Origin of the sequence: Coleofasciculus sp. D1-CHI-01 (assembly GCF_040218875.1) — a bacterium.
GTDB lineage: Bacteria > Cyanobacteriota > Cyanobacteriia > Cyanobacteriales > Coleofasciculaceae > Coleofasciculus.
In genome coordinates this window covers 1-13,734 of the sequence record NZ_JAVJQP010000141.1, presented here as the reverse complement: position 1 = coordinate 13,734, position 13,734 = coordinate 1, and the positions used below count along the sequence as shown (strand labels likewise).

Annotated in this window: 9 protein-coding genes; all 9 read right to left on the bottom strand. The window is 43.7% G+C overall.

The features are described 5' to 3' along the window. Positions 1 to 52: 52 nt before the first annotated feature. The 9 genes from RIB93_RS24950 to RIB93_RS24910 all read right to left on the bottom strand — a co-directional run bounded on the left by RIB93_RS24950 (position 53) and on the right by RIB93_RS24910 (position 13,721). On the bottom strand, positions 53 to 205 hold the full coding sequence (locus RIB93_RS24950; protein WP_446376729.1) for a hypothetical protein: 153 nt from the start codon (positions 203 to 205) through the stop codon (positions 53 to 55). 15 nt (positions 206 to 220) lie between these two features. After that, positions 221 to 5,050 (bottom strand): CHAT domain-containing protein, encoded by a 4,830-nt coding sequence (locus RIB93_RS24945; RefSeq protein WP_446376727.1) that lies wholly within the window; start codon positions 5,048 to 5,050, stop codon positions 221 to 223. 558 nt (positions 5,051 to 5,608) lie between these two features. After that, positions 5,609 to 6,028: a hypothetical protein gene (locus tag RIB93_RS24940; protein ID WP_446376725.1), complete on the bottom strand. Its 420-nt coding sequence runs from the start codon at positions 6,026 to 6,028 to the stop codon at positions 5,609 to 5,611. Further along, positions 6,021 to 6,281, bottom strand: a complete 261-nt coding sequence (locus RIB93_RS24935) for a hypothetical protein (protein ID WP_006099458.1) — start codon at positions 6,279 to 6,281, stop codon at positions 6,021 to 6,023. The genes RIB93_RS24940 and RIB93_RS24935 overlap by 8 nt, the downstream gene beginning before the upstream one ends. A gap of 385 nt (positions 6,282 to 6,666) precedes the next feature. Continuing rightward, positions 6,667 to 6,927 (bottom strand): DUF4926 domain-containing protein, encoded by a 261-nt coding sequence (locus RIB93_RS24930; RefSeq protein WP_446376723.1) that lies wholly within the window; start codon positions 6,925 to 6,927, stop codon positions 6,667 to 6,669. A 217-nt stretch (positions 6,928 to 7,144) separates the two neighbouring features. Next, entirely contained in the window at positions 7,145 to 7,618 is a 474-nt protein-coding gene (locus RIB93_RS24925; protein ID WP_446376721.1) for a YbjN domain-containing protein, read from the bottom strand. An 86-nt stretch (positions 7,619 to 7,704) separates the two neighbouring features. Next, the gene (locus tag RIB93_RS24920; protein ID WP_446376719.1) at positions 7,705 to 7,935 is read right to left on the bottom strand and encodes a hypothetical protein; all 231 of its coding nucleotides are present in this window, start codon (positions 7,933 to 7,935) and stop codon (positions 7,705 to 7,707) included. Between the two features lie 57 nt (positions 7,936 to 7,992). Beyond that, positions 7,993 to 8,487 carry a hypothetical protein gene (locus RIB93_RS24915; protein ID WP_446376717.1) on the bottom strand — a complete coding sequence of 165 codons (495 nt, stop codon included), beginning with the start codon at positions 8,485 to 8,487 and terminating at the stop codon, positions 7,993 to 7,995. Positions 8,488 to 8,489: 2 nt separating this feature from the next. Beyond that, the gene (locus tag RIB93_RS24910; RefSeq protein ID WP_446376715.1) at positions 8,490 to 13,721 is read right to left on the bottom strand and encodes a hypothetical protein; all 5,232 of its coding nucleotides are present in this window, start codon (positions 13,719 to 13,721) and stop codon (positions 8,490 to 8,492) included. Positions 13,722 to 13,734: the final 13 nt, after the last annotated feature.

Sequence of the window (13,734 nt, the reverse complement as noted above, 5' to 3'; positions counted from 1 at the left end):
CTTCCCCTGCTCCCTACCCTCCCACAAGACTTATTCAGCAGACCCTACTTATTTACCATGGACTACCAATCATCGTAAACGCTGACCAAAAGTAGGGATGAGACAACTCTTTATCCCCTATCTGTGCCAATTCTGGGGGTAAGGTAATACTCTCCCCACTCCCCAATAATTTCCCCTCTTCTAACCGCACCTCTCCCCGAATCATTTCTAGTTGCGCTTGTCACAGTGCTTCTGATTTAATCGGTGCTGTCTCTAACTGACGATAAAATTCGGTCATTAATCCCAATGTCGCTTCATCGCTGACATACCAGAGACTCCCCAGTGCCGATTTTACCCCCGCTTGTACCGCTAATCCCGCAAAGCCTAATTCCGCTTCTTCATCCCCCACGGCGGTGCGACAAGCACTTAGAACTAATAATTCTACTGTGGGTTCATACAACTTTAACTCACGCAGTTGATCAAGGCGTAGTTTGGTATCCCATAACTGAATATAAGAGTTTTCCGGGCGTCCCGATTTAAATTCACCATGAGTGGCTAAGTGGACAATCCCAAAGGGTTGTAGTTGACGCTCTTGTTTTAGGTTTTCCAGGGTAAACTCTTGGTTGAGGAAGGATTCTCCTTGCCATAGTTCTTGGGTAATCGCGGCTAATTCTACCGGGACAGCTTTTAAGGGGTTAGCGTCGGTAAATTCAGAGGCTCCCATTGCCAAAACTTGGAAGTCATTAATATCGCGATAGCGGGTATCGGTTAAGCTGATGCTGGGCATTAAACCCGCACTGTATTTTTCAATCAGGAATTGTTCCCCATCGTGGAGAGCCAGTAAGGGAATGGAACGCAATCCCCCATCCATGATAAAGCTGAGATTTTGAATCCCTTGGGTTTGTAATTGGTCTTCAATGGGGGCAATTATCCATTGATACAGTTGTTGGGCTGGGGCTAAATAACGGTTGGTACTGCGGGTAATCGGATTAGTAATCGCACGGCGTAATTTCTGGGCTTCTGCTAGAACAGTAGCGCGAGTTGCACCGGGAATGGGCATAAAAATCGGTTCCCCAGTGGGTGTAACTACAACCAGTTGCAGTTGGTCATTATCTTGGGGTATGGGATTAGTTAAAGAACCGGAGTTTGGCGTAATTTGGGTGGGGTAAAAGACGGTATAAACCAGAGCAGGTTTTTGACCTGTGGCGGATTCAATATTACTCAAGGTTATCCGAATTTGTCCTAATGTGCTAATGGAAGGATTAAAGAATCCTAGATATTTCTCAAATTCACGGGTAAATAATTCTTCTAAGGGAAAACCACGACTATTGAGTGTAACGGTTAGGGATGAAGGAGGATCAGCTTGGGGTAATAAGTCTTGGAATTGTTGGACAAAGTCGAGAGTGGTAATAATTGAAATAGCGCCTTGGCTGTAGGGACCCGGAAAGGATTGAAAGGGTAAAATTGAGTTATTGGCGCTGGTTGTTAAGGCTCCCGCCGTACCGTTTATCGTAGCATTACCGACATCAAAGGATATTCCTCTGGCTCCACCATCATGGCGAATTGTAATCGTTCCTTCACCAGCGCCACCCGCCGTAGAACCCGCCGTAGAAATGCTGGCAATGATATTATTTTGGTCGGTAAATGTGCCAGTCGCCTGGAAGAATTGTTCGGTGGTAATATCAACGGTTCCGCCTGTTCCTTCTGTACCCCCTTGGGCGTTAATTAGGGTAACTTGAATTCCATTTTCCGGGTCTAACTTGACAGTTCCGCCATTTCCTGATAAAGAACTGGTATTGATTTCTTGGGTAATAATGCGATCGCGTGCTGTAACGGTAACGTCTCCCCCCCCTGTTTCTCCCGTCGCCATCAAGTTACCGCTTTCGACTACACCTGTTTGACTTTCCAGGTTAATATCACCGCCAACACTCGTGGTACTTGAAGCGTCGAGGGTTCCCGCCAATAGGTTATTCTCCGCCATCAGGGAAATATTACCGCCTGCGCCAGTGGTAGAAGAGGAATCCAGAGTGGCTGCGATCGCGTCGATAGTATTTCCGGTTATCGTAATCGTACCACCATCCGTATCGATGGGAGATTGGAGTGCGATCGCGCCTCTTCCCGTTACGCTCAAATCGCCGCCTGTAGTGGAGATGGCGTTATTTAAGCTGAAACCATCAGCGAAGGTAAGAGAAAGACTTCCCCCCTCGGTGTTGAGACTCTCATCTGAAGAGAAAACAAGATTACTCAGAGGATTAATATTTCCCGCGACAATATCCGCACCGCCGATAGAAAGGGTTTCGGGGAGGGTAATTTCTCCCGGAGTATTCAGGGTTAGACTATCGCCACCCTTGTCAGTCGAACCGAATCGTATCGCCTCACTAATCGTGATCTGATTCCCAGCCGAGAGGTCAATTTTACCGCCACTCCCATTCGTGGAACTCGAATCAATTTCACTGGTGTTAATCTCGTCAGCCGCGTCAAGAAGTATCGCGCCACTCGCGCCATTTTCTGAGGATGAGTTAATGGTTCCAGCGCTAGTATCAATACTTCCATCGCGGCTAGTTAAATTAATCTCACCACCTGCCAATATACCGGAAGAATTAATATTCCCCATCAGGATATCGCCATCAACATTGAGGGTAATAGAACCTCCTGTACCATTGCCGGGAGTACACTGATCATTTGGGCTAGAACAGGAAAGTATTCCACCTATAGTATTGTTAAAGGGATCTTTTTGACTATTATCAACTGTACCGCCAACTGTGAGATTGATATCACCACCATTGACAAAACCCAATGTGCCTATATCATCAAATGTTAGGTCGCCACCCGCCTGAATCTTGATCGTGCCACCATTTCCAGTATTAGCCGTTGAGCTAGCATCAGTAAACTGAATATTTTCACCCGCTTCCAGACTTATATTGCCGCCATTTCCATTGCTAGATTCTGAACCAACGTCAAACTCAATCTCGATACTTCCCTCTGTGCTAGTCAAGTTAATATCTCCACCGCCTAATTGACCCGATGCATCAGCAAAACCGATGATGATATTATCAGTAGCGTTAACGGTAATAGTACCTCCCGTGCCATTCCCTTGCTCACATTGATCATTTATGCTGGAGCAAGACAGTATTCCACCTATAGTGTTGTCAGCAGGATCAGTACCCGAGGCGTCAAATGTACCGCCAATAGTAAGATTGACATCCCCACCATCTAAAGCGCCAAATGAATGTATGTCATCGGATTTGAGATTTCCACCAGCCTGAATAGTGATATTGCCACCATTCCCACCGTTGGAATTGGCTAAGATATCAATTACTTCAATATTTCTATCTGCTTCCAGAGTAATATCACCACCGTTACCATTGGTAGCGCTGGAGTTAGCGGAATTCACATTAGCAGCAATATTAATAGAGCCAGTTTCACTGATTATAGTAATCGAACCACCGTCAACTCCAGTATTGGCGTTTGCTCCAAGTCTTGTCGCAATATCTCGAAGAGAAATGTTACCTTTGGCACTGATAGTAACATTTCCAGGATTATTAGTACCATTAGTAGCATTGATCAAGGCTTCACCAGCATTAATTGATCCCTCCTCACTGATAAATGTAACGTTACCACTATTGCCCCTAGATTCTACTCCTGGTATTCCTCCAGAAAAAGTCTCTACGCAAAATGCTGTGTTTGTACAATTAATTGAAATATCGCCTGTAGCCGTGAAAGTAATATCACTACCATTTTGGGGAGACCAAGACCTGAGAACGTCTCCTGTTAAAGTAATGCTACCACCTGCGGTTAGGCTAATTTCACCACCATCACCATTCATGTTGCCTGCTATAGTAGAAATCCCACCTGTGGAAATGTTACCTCCAGCCTCTAAATTTACGAAACCCCCATCACCAACCAAGTTGTCTGTTGTCAGCCTTCCTGTCTGAATGTTGCCTGTAGCATTTAAAATGACTGTAACACCATTCCTATCTTGCTCTGAATTATTAACATCACCTATCTGAATGCTTCCTGGAGTTAGGAATGATGGATTTCCAGGTGGGTCAAAAGTTGTTCCTTCTGCTGATGTTGGTACATTGGGAGCATAAAGTAAGGTATCTAATCCAGCCCTTAAAATAAGCGCTGGACTATTTCGTAAAATTTCAACATCTGGATCATTAGGATTTGGAGCTAACCCTATATCTGGATTATTGATTATTATCTCACCCCCAATGATACTTCCTGTTGCTTCTATCTTGAGAGAAGCTCCGGTGTAATCCCTGAATTCCACATCTCCATTAGCACTAATAATTGGGTCATTGATACTTCTAAACGTTCCAGCTTCTCCAGCTAAATTAAGTATTGAAAAGCCACCCCCACTAGCAAAGTGAGCATCCCCCGAAATAATTCCATCACTGACTAAACTCAGATTTCCCCCACTCACAAACGGGGTTTCTGGATGATTCAGCGCCAGAATATCAATTCCATTATTCCCCTGAATATAAAGATTCCCCCCGGCTTGGGCTAAAAAAGGACTGGTTTGGTTATCCCTTACCAATACCGTATCCTTCGCCAACAGATTTAAATCCCCGGTTGTTACCAAAGAAGGTGCAACGCCTTCCCCAACCGGAACTAAGGTTATATCCCCTTCAGCCGATAACGTTGCTGTGTATCCTGTTACCTGATTAACAACAATATCTCCAGCTTCAGCTTCCACATCCGCCGCCGCGATTCCCGTCGCTTCAACCACACCGCCATTCGTCAACAATTCCGGTAACATTAACGGTTCAATCGCCAACAAATTCCCCTGATTATCCGTCGGTAATTCAACCTCCAAACTCAGAAGCTGTCCCTCTTGAGTCAACCGTACCCGACTCGTTCCCGGTACTGTCATCACTGAAATATTACCGTCTGGTGCTGTCAAACTCCCCGTACTCAGCACCCCGCCACCAATCAGCGAAAGATTCTGTCCTTCTGATACCTCTAAATCACCCGCATTAATAATCGCTCCGGGCTGCACTGTCTCAAACTTAAATCCATTCGGATTCCCAACTAAATTGCTGTAACTTAGGGTGCGCTTTTTCACCGTAGGTTGGGTTGAGCGTAAGCGAAACCCAACAGTCTAACCCGTTAGTGGTCTTACTTTTAAAACCTCTCTCCCACGCCAGCCCTCACTCCCAGCCCCTCTCCCAAGCTTGGGAGAGGGGAGCAAGAGGCTGACAGGTGTAGGTTTTTTATTTAAGGGTGGAGACTAGACTTGGGGACAAGGAAGGAAAGAAGACAAGGAGGAAAAACCGTACAGAATTCGGTTCGGTCAAACACACTATAAAAAGCCGAAACGTCCTATTTTTCGTTAAAACTCTTCCTTGTCTACGGTCGCTGAGCGAAGTCGAAGTGATGGTCTACTTGTCCTCCTTGTCTTACCTGAACCCCAACCTTAAAAAACCTACCCTTGTGAGGGAGCAAGAGGGGAGCAAGAGAGTCCGGTTCCCCTTCTCCCCAGGGTGGGAGAAGGGGTTAGGGGATGAGGGGGAAATGTTGAGAAGTAGATAGACACGGTTTAAAACCTTGCCAGCATTGGTTTTCTCGCCTGTAGTTGACACGGATGAAACCTTGCATCCCAAAACTTGAACATCTGTTGTGTTCATTTGTCTATTGGACAAACCTCAAAAGCTAACTCATGGCGATAAAAACACACATTAAATTCCGCCAAAAAGTTTGTATGTCCCAGGATTACAGGCGCATCTCTTGATTGAGTCCAAGCAAATGCCAATAAGACAGGCGAAAACGGCACAACGATACCCGATACCACCAAACCTCGTGCTTCGTGATCAGCTAAATTTCCACTTAACTGAATCGGAACAGTTTGCTCTTCCCAGACTGCCCCTAACTGTACACCAATTTCGTAAGGTAGAACATTGACACTTGCACCCGTATCTACAAGTGCCATTACCTCGACAGTACAGCTTCCATTGACAAGAGTGATCGGCAAATATGGCATGACACTCGAAAGTCCAAGGCTATTCATTCGCTCAATGAACGGGAATCGTTGACCATTAAGCATTAGTTTCTCTCCGCGCCGCCACCAAAAGATCCGACAAGGCTTGAACACTTGCTTGATCTGCTTGAGGAGACCAGACAACGGCTTCTGTTGATGCCAATTGATTCAACAGTGCATTAGCTGAATCACTATTGCCCGCAGGTTCTAGGCTGCATCCTTCCTCTTTAGCAACGGCAAGAAGCAGAAAATGGATAAGTCGAAGTTTATCTTGATGAGAGAGTTGACTAACAGTAGGTAAAAGTTCGCTGAGAGACATATTGTTTGTTTGAGAGGTTCAATACAGTTCTAGTCTAGTTGAAAGTAACCAAAGAGCGATATTGACATATCTTAGATTCAATGGTGGTGAAATAAGCATTTTGGGATCACCGAAATCTTTGATATACCGTAGGGTGGGCATTGCCCACCCATCTTAAGCTGGGTTCGTAGTAGGCACTTTAGTGCCAGAAGTGAAGACAGCACTTACTACAAACTCTAAAGTCAGTGCCATTTGTCTTTAGCTGTCATACATTTAAATCGGCTGGCGATACTCCCCCTTCGTGACAGCGATGATACCGGGGAGGTATTCATCCATCATGTTCACATTGGTGTAAACAAACTGTTTAATTGTCTCTGAATCAAGAGAGTCGTAAATCCTGCTATTGTTAAGCCACTGAAAGTTCATAGTGCAGTATTAAAACCTCGTCTCGTTTCAATGTAGCCATTGCATATTCCCGCCCCTGTAAATCAGCAAACTCAACTAAATAGTGAGGTTCTTCCTGCTGATCATAAATATTGACAACCGTACCCACCTGTCCGACTGGTAAGTTTTCAAGCATTACATAGTCAGATTCAACTAAATGCAACCGCTTCAAGGGAATCGGTTTTAACGTTGCAATTGTATCCAGCAAATTCAGATTTTCCATATCACTTGATAAATGCAGATATTAAACGCGGCTGTTGGTTTTTATACCAAGTTGCAGTCTAAGGTAGAATCTGTCATGCTGAGCAGAACGCAGTGAAACGGAGTGACGCGAAGCATCTGTCCAGATTCTTCGCTTCGCTCAGAATGACATGATAGAACGCAACTTGGTATTAGCTGTGATTTCCCAAAGGGTTTGGAGTGTTACCTGATCTCGTCAACTAGGGTAAATCGTGAATCGCATCGGCTGGCGACACTCCCCCCTTCGTCACCGCTATGATACCAGGGAGGTATTCATCCATCATGTTCACATTAGTGTAAACCAACTGTTTAATGGTGTCTGAATCAAGCGAGTGATTTTTGACAGCCGTGCTAGTCTTGTAACGAATCTCCCCATCATCGAAATTTAACTCAAAATTGCCGATAATCATGCCATAATTGGCTCTCGATAGAAACTCTCCTACAGCTCGACGCTTAGATTTGGGAATTTTAATCGGGCATAAGGAGTAGAAGATAAACTGCTGCTGTGTTTCTAGCGCTTGGGCATAACAGTCGTATTGGTCATTTTTGCCCTTGAACGCTAGGCGTAAAGCTGATTGTTTTTCAAGCTGGGCATAGTGCCAATTGTCTTCTGTGAAGAAATTGACGATGGCGGTAAAAATGGGTTGTGTTGAGGGAATGTCTTCAGGTGTCACATTGGGAGTTTTCCTGTAATTGCATCGCCAAAAGACTAATCCAAGGGTTTATGGATTGCCAATTTAGTTGATTTTACAAGTAACCCTTAAGGATTGTCCTTGTTTTCTTTAAAGTTAACAATTTCTTCCGGGGCGGAGTGAATTATTTTTATCACCTCCAAAGCGACATCAACCATTTCTTTAGCACGGGGATCTGGCATTAATTTTAACTCAATTAACTCATTGAGTAGTTTAGCGGCTTGAATACCAGATTTTAACAAGGCTTCTTGGTATTCTTGTTGTAAACTTGAAGATGAAGGTGGGGTTAAATTTTCCATGTTTTATCCAAATTTATTTATGTATTAAACTTTTTCAAATAGCAATTCCAATAATAATTAATTATTATTGGAATCATGCCATAGATGAACAACTCGTCTATATCCAAAAACCATTTTCTCAACAATTGAGGTAATATGATCTTCTTCAAGAATATCTATATCATCAGTTTCTGTTAAAATAGAAAATATACTTTTTTTCTCGCTATCAAAAAACTTGACAGCTACTAAAAGTAATTGACTTGAACCTGCCCATATTTCTGTAATACCATGTATAGTGAATGGAGTTTTAATATCTTCGGCAATATTAGATATTCTAAGAGATTCACCATCTTCAAGAGGAAAGCTGGCAATATATCCTTCATTTTGAGTAATTTCTTTAAGTAAAATATTTTCCTGGTTAACTAAGGCTTGAAAAGTTTGACCAGTAGATAATGTAAATACAAAAGTATCTGTTAATTCATCAATAGAATTATCGATATTTACTAGACATACTCTGGATAACTTAACAACTTTTTTTCCTATTAATGTGCCAAAAATATTAGCTTCATTCATGTTTATTTCCAGACTTCTAAAGGTTTGCCTTTTGTGGCATCTAAAAATGTTACAAACTCACCATTAGATTGGCGAATGACAATAGCATCACCTTTTCTACTCCAAAGCGCATCTGTATATTTACCCCAAGGAATTTGTCTAGTTTCTCCATTTTTGACTATATCCTCTATCATTCTATAAATCTGTTGTTGTCCTTCTGGAGAAGAAACTTTACCTATTTCTGTACCAGTTAATCTTCGCATTTGTTCTACATGTTTACGGAATTTTGTAAATGCATTTTTTCCATAGGTAGTTTCAAGAGGGATTTTATCACTTTTTAGAGGGATATTATCAGGAACTTTCTCTGAATAATCGTCGTCAACTGGAGTTCGCGAGATCATGTGGATTGAATAATGACCCACAATTGGCTTAGGACGTGCTTCAAAGCGCTTAATCCAAGGATGTTGACGCTTAACACCAGTGTTAAGTAAACGGATTAGGGCAAGGACAGGAGTATCAATAGCATCGTTAAATTCTGTGATAGATTTAGCTTTTCCAAGGGCAATGGGGAAATCAGCCAGTTCTGTAGCATCATCAGCTCCCTTGAGTCCAGTTTCGCCAATCTCTCGTTTTGACTTATTCCCAAGCCAGTCATCTAACTTGCCTTTACCAAAATCTGAGACTTTATCTCCTTGTTTCTTCAACCACTTCAGAGCATTATCACCATGCTTTAAAAATAATTCTACTGCTTCATCACCATACTTGGCAAATACCTGGATAACTTCATCACCATACTTGACAAATAACTCAGCAATCTTACTGCCATACTTCCTAAACAAGTTTATGACATCATCGCCATATTTACGCACCAATCCAATAATGTCATCTACATACTTCAGACCTTTATTGACATACTTACCGCCTTTAGCCGCCGTACCAATATAAGGAATAATAGCAATAGCTGATAATCCAGCATTAACCCAGTCACCTTCTGCGGCATACCAAATCGTATTGAGAATATCAGCCACAGCAGCTACAATATTTCCTACTCCTGGGAAGGCATCTCCAACCATTCCGACAACATCTAAAATACCATGTCCCCAAGCACTAATTGCTGGATAGGTTTCGTTCCACCATTTAACAACCATCTCAGCTTTTTGTTGCAGATACCCGCTAAAGACGGTGCTATATTCTTGGAAAACTTTCCAACAACGAGTTAAACCCGGAAAAGTAGATTCCATCCAACCTTGAAGCCTACCCCATTGTTCCTGTACCCAACCAGCAGCAGGCTGAATAACATTCTCATCAACCTTTCCAGCTACCCAATCAACTTGATTTTTTGACCAATCTGCTACTTGACCTGCTTTTTCCTTAGACCATTCCCATCCAGCTTGAATCCCTTCACCCGCTTGGTTCAGGAGTTTTTCCCCTTCCTGTTTAGGATTCTTGATGAAATCAATCGCGTAAGTTCCGGCGGTATCTACAACATCAACGGCTTTATGTCCATAGTTGTCTACGAATTCAGACGCTTTGTTTCCATTGTCTTCAATAAAGATAGACGCATCGCTACTCTTGTCATCTATAAACGTTGCTGCACTATTCCCTTTCTCCTCAACCAAGTTAGACGCACCGCTACTCTTGTCATCTATAAACGTTGCTGTATTATTACCCGCCGTTTCGACAAGATTAGCCGCCGTAGCGTTTTTATCCTCTAACCAGTTGGAAACATCGCTACTCTTCTCGTCTATAAATGTAGCTGTCTGGTTTCCTTTGTCTTCAATAAAGTTAGAAACATGAGTGCTTCCCTCATTTATCAAATCTGCCGCACTGTTTCCTTTCTCTTCCACAAAAGTGGCAACACTACTACTCTTTTGCTCCAACCATTGTGAGCTATTATCAACTTCACTCCGTAAACCAGAGACGGCGGAATTTTTAGCTCGTTCCAAGCCAGAGATAGTTGAATTAACTTTTCCGGAAAACCATTTTAAAATGGCACTTCCTTTTTCGCGAACACTCGATGCAAATGCCTGACCTTTTTCCTGGACAGAGGATAAGAAAGCACTGCCTTTATCCGTTAACCAATTAACCGCAGGGGTGACATTTTCACCGACCCAGGCTTTAGCGCCATCAACCTTCTCACCAACCCACGCCCTTGCACCTGCTGTCTTCTCGTCAACCCAATTCCAAGCCGTTTCTGCTTTACCACCTATCCATTCACGCGCCGAATTAACCTTATCAGCGACAAACTCTTGAGCTTGACCCGCTTTATCTTGGATAAAGTTCCAGCCTTCCTTGGCTTTACCACTTAAAACCGACCATTTTTCGTTAACCCATTGACCAACTGCACCGACTTGTTCTTGTACCCATTGTGTAGCTGTGCCAATCTTTTGAGTCAGAGGATTCCAAACATCCTCCTGCACCCAATTACTAAATTGATTCCATTTTTCGCTAACCACCTTAATCACAGGGTTAGCCTTGAGCATGAAATTAAGCCATGCTTCCTGTGCTTCTTGCTTCAGACTTTCCCAAGCTTGACCTAATTGTTTAGCTGCATTACTTGGGAAATTGTCAAGATTGTTGACAAACTCTTGGGCTTTACCTTGATAGCGAGCGCATAATTCCCCAGCTTCACCATCTAAAGAGGAGATTGTGTCTTTGGCATCTTTCTCTAATTTTGACCAACCTTGTTCAACTTCACCCGCCGAATCCGTGGCTTGAGTTTGAATCCCTTGTACTTCTTGACTAACTTGATTCTCTAGATTTTCTTGTTCAGCAATTGTTTCATTTTGCAGGCTGGCTTCATCCGTTTGTAATCCTTGGACAGTGCTTTGAGTCTCAGCTTGCAGTTCATCGCCCTTAGTTTTACTCTCAGAGGTTAACTCGTCACCTTTGGTTTTACTCTCAGCGGTTAACTCGTCTCCCTTAGTTTTACCGTCAGAGTTTAGCTCATCGCCCTTAGTTTTGCTCTCAGACGTTACCTCATTCCCCTTAGTTTTACTCTCAGCGTTTAACTCATCCCCCTTAGCTTTACTCTCAGAGTTTAATTCATCCCCCTTGGTTTTACTCTCAGAGTTTAACTCATCTCCCTTGGTTTTACTCTCAGACGTTACCTCATTCGCCTTGGTTTTACCGTCAGAACTTAACTCGTCTCCTTTATTTCTTGCTTCCTTATCAACGTCTGACTTTTTACCCTCAGACTCCGCTTGTAAATCACCCTTCTTACTATTAGCCTCCCCTTCAAGGGAATCTAAAAGCCCTTTTGCCCAATCAAGGGAATCTCCAGCTACATCGCCAATGGCATTACCAACATCTTGAATGACATTTCTTTGAACAACTTGACCGGATTTAACTTGTTGTTCATCAACTGGCTTAACGGATGCATGACGTTCAGCATCTTTTACCGCTACAGCTTCTTCCCCAGGTGGAACCTCTTCCTTAACATTTGGTTCTACCGCTTTTTTCTCGACTTCAGCAGGTTCACTCTCTTTAGCTTTCGGTTCAGGCGTTTCCTTAACCTCTGCGTCAGATGGAGGTTTAGTTTCAGGCGGTGCTTTCTCCTCTGATTGTACTTGGGGTTTTTCCGGTTCCGCTGGTTCTGGAGGTTCAGTCGCAGGCTCAGGCGTTGCGTCTTGTTTCGGTTCAGCCGGAGTAACATCTGCTGCTTTGTCTTCTACTTGAGGCGTTTGTGTAGCACCCTCTTTAATGTCTGGATTTGCGGTAACTTGAGGAGTTTCTGTCGCCGGAGGAGTTTCTTTGGCGGGTTTGTTAATTTGCTCAACTTGCGGTTTAGGTAAAGGTTCAGAGGTGGGACTATCTTTACCCGATTGGGGAGTCGCCGCAAATTTTTGTTTAGCTTGTTGTAGGGCTTGTTGTAAAGCCGCTTGGGGTTCCTGACTCGGATCAATAGTTTGAGCAACATTTTGATCAGTATTATCCATCTGATCCTGCTGCTGTTGCCACATAGCCGTTAAAAATGTCCCCTGATTGGCTTGACTTAAATCAGGGGTTTGGATACCTCCAGCACCCGTATTGGCTGTTTCTGTATTAGCCGGAGTTTCCGCCGCTTTTCGGTGGGGTTGAGTTTTCCCTTCAGTTTCAGTTGCTGCGGATTCGGCTTCCGGTTGAGGCGCAGTACCTTCTGTCTCTGGTTTAGCGTCTTTTGTGGGTGCTGGGGATTCAGTTGAACTATCTTGTGCTTTGGATTTAGCTTCGGGTTTCGGTGCTGGCGCAACTTCAGGTTTATTTGTACCCCCTTGTGCTTCCGGTTGGGTTTCTGTTGTGGGTGCTGGGGTAGCTGGGGATTCAGTTGAACTATCTTGTGCTTTGGATTTGGCTTCAGGTTTGGGTGCTGGCGCAACTTCCGGTTGAGTTTCAGTACCTTGTGCTTGCGGTTTCGCGTCTTTTGCGAGTGCAGGTTGAGCAGGTGGCTCGATTTTTGCTTGGGGTTGATTTGACGATTGGGGTTGAGCCGGAGCAGGTTTTTGTACTTCTTGAGTCTCTGTCTCTGTGACTAACGGCTTCTTGGCTTCTGCAACATCTGGTGAAGTTTCCGTTGGCTGAGATTCTGCGCCTGTCGCTGTTTGAGAATTAGGCGGTGGAACTTCTTTAGCTGGAAGTGGTGGTGCTTTCTTGTCTACGGATATTTTATACGGATTTTTGTTAGATGTAGTTAGAAACTCCTGCTGCTCAATTGTCTTAGCTTGTAGCGTAGGAGTGAGATTATCTCCCCGTAACGATAATGGGTTTTTATTCAAACCCTTTGCACCCGCTATATCAGCTTTCGCCTGGATGGTTCCTGTGTGCTTTTCCTCTTCTTCTTTCTCCTTCTGTTCCTGCTCACAGGCGGAACATGAGCGCTGAACGGTTTCTGACTGATTCGATGGTTGAACGTTAAACCGATTCAACCCATTAAAGACAGAATGAGTTCTCTGTTCTATTTTGGGGTGATACTGTTCTAACCCATTCTGAAGTACATTCCTCTGCACTGGAGGAGACTCTTTCCCCTTGGTGTTGACAGGAATATTCAGCAAATTAGAACTCAAACGAGATACTCTTTCTTTTTGAGCTTGTAAATTCGGTTTTTGGGATGGCTGTTTTCCACTGTCTGCTGCTGATGGTTCAGAAGGCGTGACAGCAACTCCGTCTACTTCTTCTTTCTCAGGGGATTCGGGATTCTGTGATACATTTTCTTCTGGAACTTCCTCTCGCTGAATCCTCTCCTCTCCCTGCTCTGAAGTTGTCTCAGCCTCTGGCATTGACGGTGGTTCT